Annotated in this window: 15 protein-coding genes; 8 read left to right on the top strand and 7 right to left on the bottom strand. The window is 51.7% G+C overall.

Annotation, left to right across the window (positions count from 1 at the left end; translation table 11 throughout):
- Positions 1–25: 25 nt before the first annotated feature.
- The 7 genes from T488_RS0104220 to T488_RS0104190 form a co-directional block, all read right to left on the bottom strand.
- On the bottom strand, positions 26–1,747 hold the full coding sequence (locus tag T488_RS0104220) for a dockerin type I domain-containing protein (RefSeq protein ID WP_028519722.1): 1,722 nt from the start codon (positions 1,745–1,747) through the stop codon (positions 26–28).
- A gap of 177 nt (positions 1,748–1,924) precedes the next feature.
- A complete protein-coding gene (gene rny, locus T488_RS0104215) occupies positions 1,925–3,502 on the bottom strand; it encodes a ribonuclease Y (RefSeq protein WP_028519721.1) in 1,578 nt (525 codons plus the stop codon).
- 511 nt (positions 3,503–4,013) lie between these two features.
- A complete protein-coding gene (locus T488_RS0104210; RefSeq protein ID WP_028519720.1) occupies positions 4,014–4,400 on the bottom strand; it encodes a YegP family protein in 387 nt (128 codons plus the stop codon).
- Positions 4,401–4,652: 252 nt separating this feature from the next.
- The gene (gene ispE, locus T488_RS0104205) at positions 4,653–5,510 is read right to left on the bottom strand and encodes a 4-(cytidine 5'-diphospho)-2-C-methyl-D-erythritol kinase (protein WP_028519719.1); all 858 of its coding nucleotides are present in this window, start codon (positions 5,508–5,510) and stop codon (positions 4,653–4,655) included.
- The gene (locus T488_RS0104200) at positions 5,510–6,688 is read right to left on the bottom strand and encodes an aminotransferase class I/II-fold pyridoxal phosphate-dependent enzyme (RefSeq protein WP_037297069.1); all 1,179 of its coding nucleotides are present in this window, start codon (positions 6,686–6,688) and stop codon (positions 5,510–5,512) included. Before T488_RS0104200 ends, ispE begins: the two co-directional genes overlap by 1 nt.
- A 2-nt stretch (positions 6,689–6,690) precedes the next feature.
- Positions 6,691–7,185, bottom strand: a complete 495-nt coding sequence (locus tag T488_RS0104195) for an Lrp/AsnC family transcriptional regulator (protein WP_242838298.1) — start codon at positions 7,183–7,185, stop codon at positions 6,691–6,693.
- Positions 7,186–7,191: 6 nt separating this feature from the next.
- Positions 7,192–8,040, bottom strand: a complete 849-nt coding sequence (locus tag T488_RS0104190) for a histidinol-phosphatase HisJ family protein (RefSeq protein WP_028519716.1) — start codon at positions 8,038–8,040, stop codon at positions 7,192–7,194.
- A gap of 289 nt (positions 8,041–8,329) precedes the next feature.
- On the opposite strand from T488_RS0104190, the gene T488_RS0104185 reads away from it, so the two are divergent.
- The 8 genes from T488_RS0104185 (at position 8,330) to T488_RS0104150 (ending at position 14,486) form a co-directional block, all read left to right on the top strand.
- Complete coding sequence (locus T488_RS0104185) at positions 8,330–8,599, top strand: ACT domain-containing protein (RefSeq protein WP_028515335.1); 270 nt, start codon at positions 8,330–8,332, stop codon at positions 8,597–8,599.
- Between the two features lie 18 nt (positions 8,600–8,617).
- Positions 8,618–9,976 carry a PFL family protein gene (locus tag T488_RS0104180; protein WP_028519715.1) on the top strand — a complete coding sequence of 453 codons (1,359 nt, stop codon included), beginning with the start codon at positions 8,618–8,620 and terminating at the stop codon, positions 9,974–9,976.
- A gap of 81 nt (positions 9,977–10,057) precedes the next feature.
- Positions 10,058–11,038: a phosphotransferase enzyme family protein gene (locus T488_RS0104175; RefSeq protein WP_028519714.1), complete on the top strand. Its 981-nt coding sequence runs from the start codon at positions 10,058–10,060 to the stop codon at positions 11,036–11,038.
- Between the two features lie 119 nt (positions 11,039–11,157).
- Complete coding sequence (locus T488_RS0104170; RefSeq protein WP_028519713.1) at positions 11,158–11,928, top strand: dihydroorotate dehydrogenase electron transfer subunit; 771 nt, start codon at positions 11,158–11,160, stop codon at positions 11,926–11,928.
- Positions 11,928–12,839 (top strand): dihydroorotate dehydrogenase, encoded by a 912-nt coding sequence (locus T488_RS0104165; RefSeq protein ID WP_028519712.1) that lies wholly within the window; start codon positions 11,928–11,930, stop codon positions 12,837–12,839. Before T488_RS0104170 ends, T488_RS0104165 begins: the two co-directional genes overlap by 1 nt.
- Before the next feature lie 43 nt (positions 12,840–12,882).
- Positions 12,883–13,317, top strand: coding sequence for a hypothetical protein (locus T488_RS0104160; RefSeq protein ID WP_028519711.1), 435 nt, complete (start codon positions 12,883–12,885; stop codon positions 13,315–13,317).
- Between the two features lie 9 nt (positions 13,318–13,326).
- Positions 13,327–13,677 (top strand): ArsR/SmtB family transcription factor, encoded by a 351-nt coding sequence (locus T488_RS0104155; RefSeq protein WP_028519710.1) that lies wholly within the window; start codon positions 13,327–13,329, stop codon positions 13,675–13,677.
- Positions 13,678–13,685: 8 nt separating this feature from the next.
- Positions 13,686–14,486 (top strand): amidohydrolase family protein, encoded by an 801-nt coding sequence (locus T488_RS0104150; protein WP_028519709.1) that lies wholly within the window; start codon positions 13,686–13,688, stop codon positions 14,484–14,486.
- Positions 14,487–14,858 lie beyond the last annotated feature (372 nt).

Here is a 14,858-nt window from a genome sequence, read left to right as displayed (position 1 = left end):
TTTCCTTTCTGCCCTTATACAGAATTTATTTCGGTGATACAGTAACTGTGTAGCTGTCGCCGTTCTTGTCTCCCACGGTTATGATAAAGTCAGTGGCAACGCTCTGAGCTCCCGAGGACAGGTCATACCAGGCAAAGCCCGGGGTACTTCCGTCAACGCGGCTGCCCTTGCGGAGGAGATTGTCCTTGTCACCGTCATTTACCAGTCTGATGAAGCGTATGCCCTCATCGTTGTTGGTCATTTCGTTGTTGCCGCTCTCGTACATAAAGTACTTGCGCCAGCCGTCGTCCGCCTCTGTGGCATTGATATGGAGCAGTCTCACGCCGCTTCCCGTAGGTCTCCACCAGAAATGGGGCTTGACCTGGCTGTTGTTGGCGTCAAGGGTGGTGTACTCAAGTATGAAGTACTCCGACTTATAAGCGCTGTTCAGCTGCCCACGCGGAATGATGAGGCAGTTGCCCTCGGCGGACTGTCCGTTGGTGAGAGTGAAGGTCTGTGTGCCCTTTGAGCTGTCATAGACCTGTATCTGATCCTCTCTGTACCAGCCCAGCATCAGCTTGGATATTGAGCTGAAATCCGAATAAGCCTCGTCCATGAGGTCATAGCCTGCGGAGCCGTGCATACCCTCGAAATCGTCCCTGTCGTAGAGATAATAGTCGGGAAGTCCCATGCAGTGACCCATTTCATGGAGGTAGGTAGAGGTGAAGTCGGTGTAATCGTTATCGCCCTTGATAGCGGCGTTGCCTGTGATGACATGGCCTATGGACATACCGTCCGCCTTCATCCAGTAATTGCCGCCGAAGCCGCCTGCACAGGGCCACCACTCGTTCTCATCGGACGAATTAGGCACGCAGAACAGGATAGCGTCGATGGTCTTGTCGTGATCAGCGTCGAACTGTGAATAGTCCACAACGCCGTCCATAGCCTTAATTACCTCTGTGGTGAAGTCAGCCTTATAGACGTCTCCCTCATAGGAGGAGATGTTATTCTTGCAGGTATATCTGTAAGCCTTGCCGCTGAGTTTCATCTGTCCCTTTGAGGCACGCGAGTAGAACGCCGAGAAGCTCTCGAAGGGATAAGCTGCCGATTCTGCATTCTCAGCGCCGAAGGCTATCTCCTCGATACGGTCGGTTGAGGGCAGATAATCAAATTTACAGTCGGGGAAATCAACATAGAATATGATGAGGTTCGAGTCCCCCTGTGACGGCAGGGTGCCGTACATATCGTAGATAGGTGCAGGAATGAAGTCCTTCTTCGGCGGAGCCGTGGTGGTTGTGGTGGTAGTCGTTGTGGTAGTTGTGGTAGTGGTAGTGGTCGTTGTGGTAGTTGTGGTCTCATACCAGCGGTAGATCTCGTCCTGAGGCTTTGATGAAACGATATTCTTCCTGAGCCTTGAAAGATCCAGGGAATCGATAACGCCGTCTCTGTCGAGGTCTGCCTTCTGGATAAGGCTCTGCCCCTTCTGTGCACCTGCCGCAGAGAGGCTGTTCTTGTCTGCTACGCTGCCTATAACGTAGTAGGAACCGCCGATACTGTAGGTGCCCGTTGAGGAAAGCTTTTCTTTGCCGAGAAGGTGTCTTGTGAGGGTGACTATATCCGCCACATTGACGGCGCCGTCGCCGTTCAGGTCACCCATTCTGTCTACCTGCCGCCATTCCGCGCCTGCGGAGGCAGGTATCACCGCAGCAGCCATAAGTGCTGTAAAAGCTGCTGATGTAAGCCATTTGAGCAATGACTTCCTTTTCATAAAAATACCCCCTTCGTATTTTATACGAACATTTTGTTCTGAAGACATGAGGAATAAGTTATCTTTATATATTTCTCTCCCCTCCTGCCTTCACAGCAAAATAAAAGGAACGGCTGTCGAGCATAAAGCCCGACAGCCGAAGCATACGCGGTAACTATCCGATCCGCAGCGGTCGAATTATTTAGCGTAGTCAGTGACCCTGCTCTCGCGGATAAGGTTGACCTTGATCTGTCCCGGATAATCCATCTCAGACTCGATCTGCTGAGCGATCTGTCTTGCGACGAGGACCATCTTCTCATCGTTGATGACCTCGGGAACGACCATGATCCTGACTTCACGTCCTGCCTGTACAGCAAAGCACTTCTCAACGCCGTCATAGGAGTTGCATATCTCCTCAAGCTTCTGGAGGCGCTTGATGTAGCTTTCGTAGTTTTCGCTTCTTGCGGCAGGTCTTGCAGCGGAGATAGCGTCGGCTGCCTGAACTATGCAGGCAATGACTGTTCTGGGCTCGACATCGTTATGGTGAGCCTCAACAGCGTGGATAATAACAGGATTTTCGTTGTATTTTTTACAAACGTCAACACCGATCTGAACGTGTGAGCCCTCGATCTCGGAGGTGAGTGCCTTACCGATATCGTGGAGAAGTCCCGCACGTCTCGCCATGTTAGCGTCAACGCCCAGCTCGGAAGCGAGAACTCCGCAGAGCTTTGCGACCTCGATAGAGTGGTCAAGGACGTTCTGTCTGTAGCTTGTACGGAACTTGAGGCGTCCGATAAGCTTGATGAGCTCGTGGTTGAGACCGTGAACATTGGTCTCGATAACAGCTCTTTCGCCCTCCTGCTTGATGCGGTATTCCACTTCGCGGCGGGCTTTCTCGACCATTTCCTCGATACGTGTGGGGTGGATACGTCCGTCAGCGATAAGCTTTTCGAGAGCGATCCTTGCGACCTCACGTCTGATCTGGTCGAAGCAGGAAATAGTGATAGCCTCGGGGGTATCGTCGATGATGAGATCGACGCCTGTGAGGGTCTCAAGAGTCCTGATGTTACGTCCTTCACGGCCGATTATACGGCCTTTCATCTCGTCATTTGGAAGAGGAACGACTGAGACAGCCGCCTCGGACACCTGATCCGCAGCCACCTTGGCGATAGCCAGTGAGATATAGCTTCTTGCCTTCTCCTGACATTCGTCCTTGATCATCTGCTCATAAGCAGCGACCTTGACAGCCTTTTCGTGGACGAGGTCGTCCTCAAGCTTTGAGATTATGTACTCCTTAGCCTGATCCTTGGTAAACTCGGAAATACGCTCCAGAATATCCATCTGGCTCTTCTTGATAGAGTCAGCCTCCTTCAGCTTTTCATCGGCTGATTTGATCTTCTGGTTGAGGGTTTCCTCCTTTTTCTCGAGGTTATCGGTTTTCTTGTCTAAATTCTCTTCCTTCTGCTGCATACGTCTTTCCTGACGTGACAGCTCTGCTCTGCGATCCTTGATCTCCTTGTCCGCTTCTGTGCGGAGCTTATGTATTTCGTCCTTAGCCTCTATGAGAGCGCTCTTCTTCTTATTGTCGGCATCCTTTTCGGCGTCCTCGACAATACGTTCAGCCTGCTGTTCAGCAGAACCGACGATAGCCTCTGCATCGCGCTTACGCTGTTCGACACCTGCTGCAACGCCCTTCTTGAAGAAAAGCATATAGCCCAGAAAGACACCGCCTGCCAGTGCAACGAGGATAAGAACAATAGCCAGACCCGGGTTCATACAGTGCATTACCTCCTTTTCTGATATAATTAAAAGTTTGTATCATGTTTTAATTATTACTTAAAGGCGGTAAATGCCGCATTATTTTATTCATTTATAAATATATAGATCAAGAGTCTTGCCCTGACAAGTGGGCAGACCCGCAAAAGATAGACGGACGTTATCCCGTCCAAATTTTTGTTCCGTTATCATATTTAAAAAACCGCGGCTTGTATATATATCGCCATGTGCGGATAATGATGTAAAACAAAGCTGCATATACTGCCATAGTAATATTATGCAAATAAATACAACATAATTATTATATAATATTTCAGCCGTTCTGTCAATAGATTTTTGGACATTTCTTCACTATAGCACATTGGTACAGTCGGTCGGCGGCACAGCCGCAAACGGATTTTTCCGCCTGCTTTTACGCAGGGCAGAACGCTTGCGGGAAAATACCAATAAAAAAGCCATAGCACTTCCGCGATACGGAAATACTATGGCTCTCAGTTCTGATATATCCGGCTTACTTTTTCTCGGGCTCGGGCTCGATAACGGGAGCATCAACAGCGTTCTTTCTTACGCTGGCGATACCCTTCTTGCAGCTGTCCTTCTTCACGTAGCCCTCGCTGGCGGCAATGATCTCACCGTTTTTTGCTTTAAGGCGGAATCTGAACGCGCCCGACTTGTCCTTATATATCTCGAACTTCGGATTTGACTCTGTCTGGTATCCCTCAATGGTCTGATCCTCAAGATTAGCCACGGGAGCATTTTTAGCAACGCTGGCGATACCGTTCTTTACACTTGCGAGAGTGTTGTATACCTCTCCGCCTGTAGCGATGACCTCGCCGTTGCCTGCCTTCAGGCTGAATGTGAAGCCTGTTTTTGTAGCCTTGATGATAAATTTACCCATAATGTTTTCAACACCTTTCAGCAAAGAATTAAAAATCGATAGCTTCGATTTACACCATAATTATAACTGAATATTATCATCTTGTCAATAGATTTTGTTAATTTTCATCAAAATGCCAAAATTATGAACAAAAAGCTCAAGACCGCTGCCGGCGGCAGTCCCCGTGCTGTTCTGCTGTATAGAGTGCAAAAAAGGGACGAAATAGTCGTCCCTTCGCAAACATATATAATTGTACTTTCGGCAGCAGAGCTTTCAGATAATGACGAAGCTCTCGGAAACAGTCTCGCAGACTGCGGAGAAATACCCCCATTTTTTCAGCTTTTCCGCGCATATCTCAGCCTGCTCACGGGTCTCAAAAAGTCCGAAAACTGCCGAGCCGCTTCCCGTCATGACAGCTCTGAGAGCGTCCTTGTTGAGCATTGCGGACTTCAGCTTGTCCACTTCCTCAAGGCAGACCGCCTGCTCAAAGAGATTGCCGAAATGTTCCCAGGCTGTGTCGGGAGCGCCGTCTATAGCCTCCGCCAGAGCCTTTGCGTCGGGGTGCTGAGGTGCTTCGAGGGCGTCTATGTTCCTATAAGCCTCTGCTGTGGAGACTCCCTCGCCGCCCTTGGCGATAACCAGGATACGTCCCGAATAATCGGAGATCGGAGTTATCTTCTCGCCGATGCCTTCCACATAGGCGGTCCCGCCCGTCAGGAAGAACGGCACATCAGCCCCCAGCTTTTCGGGAGCACTGACGCTCTTTCCCGTCAGCTCACCGAGGCAGTAAAGCACAGCAGCCGCATCGGTGCTGCCGCCGCCCATGCCTGCCTGTGAGGGGATACCTTTTTTTATGTGTATACGGCAGCCGCAGTCCATACCGTTCTCCTCAAAGAACAGCTTTGCGGCTTTGTAAGCGATATTGCGCTCATCGCAGGGTATGGGGTCCGCAGCAGCGAACTCCGCGGGGACGTCACAGCTCAGTTCTATTCCTGCCTCGGTAAGCTCCACAGACACCTCGTCGTAGAGCCCCACGGTCTGAAAAACACTTTCGATGGTGTGATAGCCGTTGGGCAGCTTTCCCGTAACGTCCAGTGCAAGATTTACCTTTGCAGCAGTCTTTACCCTCATTACTTTTCAGCCTCCAGCTTCTTCAGGAATTTCTCGATACGGCTTATAGCCTCCATGAGGTGCTTGAGGGAATAGGCGTAGGATATGCGGATATAGCCCTCTCCGCTCTCTCCGAAGGCGCTTCCGGGGACTGTTGCCACCTTCTCCTCAAAGAGCAGTCTCTCGCAGAACTCCTCGCTGGTGAGACCGGTGCTCTTGATACATGGGAACACATAGAAGGCTCCCTCGGGATTGAAGCAGGTAAGTCCCAGGCGGTTGAACTCGCCCACCAGATAGCGGCGGCGGATATTATACTCGTCCACCATCTTGTCCACCTCGGCGTCGCAGGAGGTAAGTGCCTCAACAGCGGCATTCTGGCTGATAAAGGGACTGCACATGATACCGTACTGGTGTATCTTTGAGATCTGGCTGATAACAGGCTCCGGAGCAGCAACATAGCCCAGTCTCCAGCCCGTCATGGCATAAGCCTTGGAGAAGCCGTTGACGTAGATAGTCCGCTCTCTCATGCCCTCCAGCTCGATGATGGAGAAATGCTTTCTGCCGTAGGTGAGCTCCGAATAAATCTCGTCGGATAGTATCATTATATTGGTATCGCGGAGGAACTCGGCAATGGGCTCCAGGTCCTCCTTAGTCATTACTGCTCCCGTGGGATTGTTGGGGAATGGCAGTATGAGCAGCTTTGTGCGCTCTGTGACCTTGTCTTTGAAGTCCTCAAGGGTCAGCTTGAAGTTGTTCTCTATCCTTGTGGGCACCGATACGGGCACACCGCCTGCCAGCTCCACAAGCGGAGCATAGCATACGAAGCAGGGCTCCACCACCAGCACCTCGTCGCCGGGGTCAAGGAGGCCTCTTACAGCAAGGTCGATAGCCTCTGAGCCGCCCACGGTCACGATCATTTCCTTGTCGGGATCGTATTTTACGCCGTGCTTTTTCTCAAGGTGAGCGGAAATGGTGTTTCTCAGAGGCACAAGTCCCTTGTTGGGGCCATAGATTATGTGCTTGCGCTCCAGCACCTTTATGGCAGCCTTCCTGATAGCCCAGGGAGTATTGAAGTCGGGCTCACCCACGCCCAGGGAGATGACTCCCTCCATAGTTCCTGCAATATCGAAGAACTTTCGTATGCCCGAGGGCTTGATATTCTTTATTTTGTCCGAAAGAACCTTATCGTAGTCGATCACGATCAAACGAGTCCCCTTTCATCGGGCTCTTCACTGTCGATGAAGATGCCTTTTTCCTTGTATTTTTTCAGAATGAAGTGGGTAGATGTGGAGAGTATGCCGTCGATAGTGGCAAGTCTCTCAGATACGAAGAAGGCAACGTCCTTGAGGTTGTCGCCCTTTACCTCAACGGCAAGGTCATAAGCGCCCGAGGACATAAGGTTCACGCTCTCCACCTCGTCATACATCATGATAGTCTTGGCAATGTCGTCGAAGCCGCAGTCTCTCTGAGGAGTTACCTTCAGCTCGATGGTAGCGTAAACAATGGACTTGTCGTAGAGGTCATCGTCAACGATAACGCTGTAGCCCTTGATGACTCCGCTCTTTTCAAGCTTTTCTATCTCCGCAGCAGCCTCCTCCGCGGATATGCCCAGCATCTCTCCCAGCGCCGCATTGGAGATACGGGCGTTCTGCTGTAATATTTTTACGATGTCGTTCATGGTATCAGTTCCTTTCATATAATATCAGTCTATGTCAATAAAATAAGGTGTTCTTTTAATAAAGTAAGCAATGCGGCGGAAGCCTGCCGCTCGTGCGATGTCAATGCCCTTTTCTATGTCGGAGCCTATATCCTCAGCCCTGTGAGCGTCGGAACCTATACTGAGTATCTCTCCCCCCAGGTCGCGGAAAAGCCTTGCGTATTTAAGGTCGGGGAAGCAGTCCCCGAAGCCCTGACGTATACCCGAGGTGTTGATCTCAATGCCCCTGCCCTTTTCGATAAGTGCGCGGAAGCTCTCGGCGATAAGCTCATCAAACCTGCTTATATCGGGCTCAATGCCGTCCCTCTGCTTCATATAGCGCAGACAGTAGGTAAGGTGCGCCAACACATCGAACTCCACGGTGGTACACATCTCGTATATCTCGCGGAAGTACCGCTCCAGCAGGTCGTATATCCTGTCCCGGGAGAAGTCCTTGCAGTCGATATAATAGAAGTCCCACTCATCGCGTATCTGGTGCAGGGAGCCTATAATGAAGTCAAGGCGCCTGTCTGCCGCTATCTTAGCGGCTATGTCGGGAGCATGGTGTCCCTGTCCCATTTCCGTACCGCAGATGATACGTGTCTTGCCGCTGTACTCCTTCTTTATCCTGTCCACCGCAGACACGGAGCGCTCAAAGTCCTGACCGAAGCCGAAGTCCTCGGACTGAACGTCATCGCCGTAATGCTCACGGGGGTACCACCAGTTGCACTCGCAGTGGTCGGTTATGGCATAGGCAGCAAGCCCCAGCTTCTCCGCCTGTTTTATGCAGTCCCCTATGGGAGCGTCGGAATCAAAGGAGAACTGAGTATGTGTGTGGCAGTCGATAAGATCCATAGTTTCAGCCCCTTTTTAGTGTATTTTATTATTATAGCACATAACGAAGCAAATTTCCACTGTTTTTTAAAAAAAGTGAATAGTGATAAGTTATTAGTGAGCAGTACAGGGTACGGCGCCCCCTACACAGGTTTATTCGGTTATTGCGTTATCGGCGCACGCCAGATGGGCACCCCTGCTAAGCACTAAGCACTGAAAAAGCGATATTGACTTTGCAGGGCAGGTATGATATAATTATATCAATCATATGGGGGCTCCCCATATAACAACAAAACGGAGGTTTTTGATTATGAGAGCAGTTGTAACTGTTATCGGTAAGGATACTGTCGGTATCCTCCACAAGGTAAGCGGTATCTGTGCCGAGTACAATGTTAATGTTATAGAGGTGACACAGAGCGTTCTTCAGGATATGTTCGCTATGATTATGCTGGTGGATATATCAGCTATAAAGGGCGATTTCTCGGAGCTTGTTGACAGGATGACTGCCCTTGGTACAGAGCTGGGGCTCTCTATCCACACAATGCACGAGGATATTTTCAACTCCATGCACAGTGTCTGATGAAAGGAAGTCCGCTAAATGCTTAACGTATATAATATTCTTGAAACTATCCGCATGATACAGGACGAGTGCCTTGATATACGTACTATCACTATGGGTATATCTCTCCTTGACTGTATCGACACGGATATAGACAAGGCCTGTGAGAAGGTCTACAACAAGATAGTGACCAAGGCAGGCGATCTTGTGCCTGTTGGTCAGCAGATAGAGAAGGAGTACGGAATCCCCATCGTAAACAAGCGTATCTCCGTAACTCCCATAGCTATGCTGGCAGCAGCCTGCCCCGACGGTGACCCCGTCAAGTTCGCAAAGACTCTCCAGAGAGCTGCGGATACCTGCGGCGTAAACTTCATCGGCGGCTATTCGGCACTGGTGCACAAGGGCTTCAGCGCAGGAGATATGGCTCTTATCAAGTCTATCCCAGAGGCTCTTGACGTTACACAGAATATTTGCTCATCTGTAAATATAGGCTCTACAAAGTCGGGTATCAATATGGACGCTGTCAAGCTCATGGGTCAGATAGTCAAGGAAGCTGCCGTAAAGACCGCAGACCGCGACTGCATAGGACCTGCAAAGCTGGTAGTCTTCTGTAATGCCGTTGAGGATAACCCCTTCATGGCAGGCGCCTTCCACGGCGTAGGCGAGCCCGACTGTGAGATACACGTGGGCGTTTCGGGTCCCGGAGTTGTACGCGCAGCTCTTACAAAGTACCCCGACGCTTCAATAAACGAAATTGCGGACATCATCAAGAAGACCGCATTCAAGATAACCCGTATGGGACAGCTGGTAGGCGCAAGAGCTTCCGAGCTCCTTGGCGTTCCCTTCGGTATAGTAGACCTGTCTCTGGCTCCCACACCTGCTGTAGGCGACAGTGTTGCCCATATCCTTGAGGAAATGGGACTGGAAATGTGCGGTACCCACGGCACCACAGCCTGCCTTGCAATGCTCAACGACGCAGTCAAGAAGGGCGGCGTAATGGCTTCGTCCACTGTTGGCGGACTTTCGGGCGCATTCATTCCCGTATCCGAGGACGCAGGCATGATAGATGCCGCAGTTGCAGGTGTTCTCAGCCTCGAAAAGCTGGAAGCCATGACAGCAGTATGCTCCGTTGGTCTTGACATGATAGTAGTTCCGGGAGAGATAAGTCCCGAGACCATTTCCGCTATCATTGCAGACGAAGCTGCTATCGGCATGGTGAACTCCAAGACCACAGCGGTACGTCTTATCCCTGCCATCGGCAAGAAGGAGGGCGAAACCCTTGAATTCGGCGGTCTGCTGGGAAGCGGTCCCGTTATGCCTATCAGGGAGAAGTCTCCTGCCAAGTTCATCAACCGCGGCGGACGTATCCCTGCACCTATGCAGAGCCTGAAGAACTAAAACAGTAGGGGCGCACAGTGTGCGCCCGTTCTTTTTGCACACAGAAAACCATTCACTATCCACAAGGGCAGGAGTGATAACATGGAAATACGCTGTATACCCACTCTTTTCGGGCTTCCCGAGGCTGAAAAGCTGACAGAGCTGAACAGGGGACACATAAACCGCACATTCCTCGCGGACTGCGGCGGAGAACGGTATGTGCTCCAGGGGCTTAACCGCTCTGTATTCCCCTGTTCCGAGGCTGTTATGGACAACATCGCTGTTATCTCCGAAGCCTTCGGTAAGGCAGGCGACATAGGGGTGACCGTCCCGTGTTTTATCGCCTGCGGCGATAAAACATATGCGGTCGCGGATGAAGAAGTCTGGCGTATATACAGGTATCTTTCCGCGACCGCAACAGCCGCGGACAAGCCCGCGGCTGCGGGACTGGCTTTCGGCTCCTTTATCCGGGTAATGGAGGGCAGGAAACTGAGTCCTGCTGCTCTTCCGAAAGGCTACCACGACTTCGGCAGCTATTATATGGAGCTTACCGCTCTTGGCGGAAGGGCTCCGCGGCTTGAGGAGCTGAAAAAGGAGCTGGACGCCGTGTTCACAGAGGAGCTCCCGAGGCGTATGATCCACGGCGACGCCAAGACCGATAACGTCCTTATCGGGGAAGCCCTTACGGTCATCGACCTTGACACCGTCATGGAGGGCTATGCTGCCATTGACTTCGGAGACCTGGTGCGCTCGGTATGCAAAAACGATATGTCAGACCTGTCCCCTGTCCGTGCCGCTGCACAGGGCTTTGCGGAGGGACTTGACGGACTTCTCACCGCGGAGGAGGTAAACTCCCTTTACTACGGCATTTTGCGGAGTACGGGAGAGCTGGCGGTCAGGTATCTGGCAGACAGCCTGCGTGAGGAGAAGTACTTCCGCGGCAAGACCACCGAGGACTGCATCGCCCGTGCGGAGGAGCTCATGACTCAGCTTGAAGCCTTTATCGCCGCAAGGGCAGAGCTGACGGAGATAATATCGGACAGCTTCGGCTCCGCCCGCCTTGCTATTTCCGATCTTTTATGATATAATTATAAAAATAAGTGTAAATCAGGATATTTACTATCCGTCCGCAGCAGCGGACACCTGAATTATGCATTATGCATTATGCATTATGAATTATGAATTATCACAAGGAGGTCTTTATGAAATATACTCAGGGTCAGTATATCATTACTGAAAAACACGCCATTGCCCGTGAGATATACAGCTTCACCATTTCATGTCCCGAAGTTGCTGAGGCTGCCTGTCCCGGACAGTTCGTACACATAAGGGCAAAGGGCTACACTCTCCGCAGACCTATCTCTATCTGCGGCATAGATAAGGAAAAGGGCACCCTCCGCATAGTTTTCGAGATACGCGGCGAGGGAACGGCAGAGATCGCAAAGCTCAACAAGGGCGACCTCATAGATATGCTGGCGCCCCTGGGTCACGGCTTTACCGTGGACAGCTCCTACAAAAAGGTAGTTCTCATAGGCGGAGGAATAGGAACTCCTCCCATGCTGCCCCTTGCAAAGGCTTACGGTGAAAAGGCAGTTGCCATAAGCGGCTTCAGGAATGCCTCTGCGGTGATACTTCAGGACGACTTCCGCAGCACAGGCGCCGAGACCGTGCTCTGCACCGACGACGGCTCGGCAGGTATCCACGGCTTCGTCACACAGCCCTTTACCGAGCTTGCCGAAAAAGGCGGCATAGACGCAGTTTATGCCTGCGGCCCCATGCCCATGCTGAAGGGTATCGCCGCTATCTGCAAGGAAAAAGGCATATTCTGCCAGATCTCCCTTGAGGAGAGGATGGCTTGCGGCATAGGAGCCTGTCTGGGCTGTGCCTGCCGCACAAAGAGAAACGATGAGGAATATTTCGCCCACGTCTGCAAGGACGGTCCCGTATTCAACGCTGAGGAGGTACTCTGGTAATGGCTGATCTTTCTGTAAGAGTCTGCGGTACAGACTTCAAGAACCCCATAATCCCCGCTTCGGGAGTTTTCGGCTACGGCAGGGAGTACGAGGAGCTCTTCCCTCTTGAAAAGCTGGGCGGTATCGCCACAAAGGGAACCACACTCCATCTCCGCACGGGAAACCTTGCTCCCAGAATAGCTGAGACCCCCTCGGGAATGCTCAATTCCGTAGGTCTCCAGAACCCCGGAATCGACCACTTCATCAGCACCGAGCTCCCCTACCTGCTCACCAAGGACCTTGTAGTCCTCGCCAACATCGCAGGTGCTACACCCGAGGAGTGCGCTGAGGTAGCTGCAAAGCTGGAGGACACCGACGTCCACATGATTGAGCTGAACATCTCCTGCCCCAACGTAAAGCAGGGCGGAGCAGCCTTCGGTACCAGCTGCGAAATGGCTGCGGAGGTAACAAGGAAGGTCCGCGCAGCTACAACAAAGCCCCTTGTGGTGAAGCTCTCACCAAATGTGACCAGCATCACGGATATTGCAAAGTCCGTTGAAGCCGCAGGTGCAGACGCAGTTTCACTGATAAACACTCTCCTGGGCATGAGGATAGACATAAACACAGGCAGACCCATTCTCCGCAACAACGTAGGCGGTATGAGCGGTCCTGCGGTATTCCCCATAGCTGTACGCATGGTATGGCAGGTGGCAAACGCCGTTAATATCCCCGTTATCGGCATGGGCGGCGTGTCCTCGGGACGTGACGCCATTGAGCTGATGATGGCAGGTGCCTCCGCAGTACAGGTGGGCGCCGCTATCTTCACAGACCCCTACGCTCCCGTAAGGATAGCCGGGGAGATGAACGACTGGCTGGACAGCAAGGGAATAAAGTCGGTAAAGGACATAATCGGCACTGTAAAGCCCTGGTAACGCCGGGAAAGGCGTATCCGTCATAAATGCAGGAGGTGAGCCCGTGGAAGCCATCGCAGTTATCGCGGTCATAGTGGTACTTTGTCTGGTGATAGGCGTTAAGCCCATATTTCTCGTATTTGCCGGCGCCTCGCTTATAATAGCGGGATTTGCGTTTTCCATGCTGTTCCTCTGCTTCTTTTTTGTGCGGCTGCTCTTTGCAAAAAAGCACAAAGCTGTGTTCTCACGCATAGACAAGAGCCCCACAAGCAAATTCAAAAACGCCTACTACATCATCGACGGAACGGAATACCCCAATATCTTCCCTGCGGAGAGCTTCCTGCTCAGCAGACTCTACCGCAAGGACAAGGGCTATACGGTATTCCTCAGCAGAAACAAGAAATTCGTTTTCGACAGATTTGCCTGTATCACCTGCACTGTGGGCACCGTTATCGGCATTGCCTGTGCAGTGGGGGCAGTCTGTATATTCACATCATAGGAGGAAATTATGGAGGAACATATCTGCGGTACCCACGGCGTCCATAAGGACATAGTTGAAAAGGTATCGAAGGTGATGCCCGACGAAGCCGTTCTCTACGACGCGGCGGAGCTGCTGAAGGTTTTCGGCGACTCCACAAGAATAAGGATAATATTCGTGCTCTGTCAGAGCGAGATGTGCGTCTGCGACATAGCAAGGCTGCTGGGAATGACCCAGTCGGCGATCTCTCATCAGCTGAGAGTGCTGAAGCAGGCTCGCCTTGTCAGCTCACGCCGCGAGGGCAAGACCATATTCTACTCCCTCTGCGATGACCATGTAAAGACCATTTTCTACCACGCAATGGAACACGTTATGGAGTGACGCCCCCCATGAGGTACTTTGATTTTCACACCCACGCATTTACCGATGCCCTTGCGGAAAGGGCTGTCTCGGGACTTTCCGACACCAGCGGCATAACTCCCGCCACCGACGGCACTGTTGCAGGTCTCCTCAGAAAAATGGCAGAAAACGGCATAGACCGAGCACTGCTCCTGCCTGTGGCTACAAAGCCCTCACAGCAGACCACCATCAACAACTGGGCGGCTGAGATAATGGGGGACGGGCTATACTGCTGCGGCACAGTCCACCCCGACGCAGAGGACGCAGTCCGGGAGGTAGAGCGTATAAAGTCACTGGGGCTCTGCGGTGTCAAGTTCCATTCCGAGTATCAGAAATTCGCTCCCAATGAGGAGAGAATGTTCCCCGTATACGAAAAAATAGCGGAGCTTGGTCTCATAGCCGTTTTCCACGGCGGCTGGGACCCATACTCCGAGGACGTCATAAGAGCAACTCCGCAAAGCTTCGCGGCTCTTGCGGAAGCCTTCCCACAGCTCACCATAGTCGCCGCACACCTTGGCGGACTGGGAATGTGGGACGATGTTGAGAGATACACCGCAGGGAAATACGAAAACCTATGGTTCGATGTGGGAGTTATCTCCCGATATATCGAGGACGATCAGCTCCTCCGCATAATCCGTAAGCAGGGAGCGGACAAGGTACTCTTCGGCAGCGACTGTCCCTGGGACGATCCCGCCAACGAGATAGCCATGATAAACAGGCTTCCCCTGACGGAAAAAGAAAAGGAGCTCATCTTCCACGAAAATGCGGAAAGGCTCCTTAAACTGAGATAATATGCGAAAAAGCCCATGCACCCCTGCATGAGCTTTTTCTTTTCCCCTTATTAAGAGATAATCCCCTTATCCCTTCAGAGATCCGTCTGAAATCATGTTATATGCTTGCATTTCATAAGAGGAAGCTTGTCCGCATACCCCTATGCGGCAGAGCAATCTTTTCCCCGATCACCCCTATATCATGGCTATTGTGTCACTATTGCTTCGTCGTTATACAAAGTTGTTTACCCCTGTGCGTTTCGGTCCCCCCAGACCTCTGCGCACTGTTATTAAATGAAGCTTTCCCTTATTTCAGCTTCGAATCCCTAACCAGGTCAGATGAGTACTCACTCTCCGTCCCCCCGAACGGAGAATGAGAACAGCTTTCATTGC

This window comes from Ruminococcus flavefaciens ND2009, assembly GCF_000621785.1.
Taxonomy (GTDB): domain Bacteria; phylum Bacillota; class Clostridia; order Oscillospirales; family Ruminococcaceae; genus Ruminococcus; species Ruminococcus flavefaciens_C.
This window is presented reverse-complemented; position numbering and strand designations above follow the sequence as displayed.

What these genes read in the sequence shown, in the direction of transcription:
- T488_RS0104190 (WP_028519716.1), bottom strand. Translation starts at nt 8,040, where the DNA reads ATGGATCTTATCGACTGCCACACACATACTCAGTTCTCCTTTGATTCC.
- T488_RS0104220 (WP_028519722.1), bottom strand. Translation starts at nt 1,747, where the DNA reads ATGAAAAGGAAGTCATTGCTCAAATGGCTTACATCAGCAGCTTTTACA.
- T488_RS0104165 (WP_028519712.1), top strand. Translation starts at nt 11,928, where the DNA reads ATGGCTGATCTTTCTGTAAGAGTCTGCGGTACAGACTTCAAGAACCCC.
- T488_RS0104170 (WP_028519713.1), top strand. Translation starts at nt 11,158, where the DNA reads ATGAAATATACTCAGGGTCAGTATATCATTACTGAAAAACACGCCATT.
- rny (WP_028519721.1), bottom strand. Translation starts at nt 3,502, where the DNA reads ATGAACCCGGGTCTGGCTATTGTTCTTATCCTCGTTGCACTGGCAGGC.
- T488_RS0104185 (WP_028515335.1), top strand. Translation starts at nt 8,330, where the DNA reads ATGAGAGCAGTTGTAACTGTTATCGGTAAGGATACTGTCGGTATCCTC.
- ispE (WP_028519719.1), bottom strand. Translation starts at nt 5,510, where the DNA reads ATGAGGGTAAAGACTGCTGCAAAGGTAAATCTTGCACTGGACGTTACG.
- T488_RS0104150 (WP_028519709.1), top strand. Translation starts at nt 13,686, where the DNA reads ATGAGGTACTTTGATTTTCACACCCACGCATTTACCGATGCCCTTGCG.
- T488_RS0104180 (WP_028519715.1), top strand. Translation starts at nt 8,618, where the DNA reads ATGCTTAACGTATATAATATTCTTGAAACTATCCGCATGATACAGGAC.
- T488_RS0104210 (WP_028519720.1), bottom strand. Translation starts at nt 4,400, where the DNA reads ATGGGTAAATTTATCATCAAGGCTACAAAAACAGGCTTCACATTCAGC.
- T488_RS0104175 (WP_028519714.1), top strand. Translation starts at nt 10,058, where the DNA reads ATGGAAATACGCTGTATACCCACTCTTTTCGGGCTTCCCGAGGCTGAA.
- T488_RS0104195 (WP_242838298.1), bottom strand. Translation starts at nt 7,185, where the DNA reads ATGAAAGGAACTGATACCATGAACGACATCGTAAAAATATTACAGCAG.
- T488_RS0104155 (WP_028519710.1), top strand. Translation starts at nt 13,327, where the DNA reads ATGGAGGAACATATCTGCGGTACCCACGGCGTCCATAAGGACATAGTT.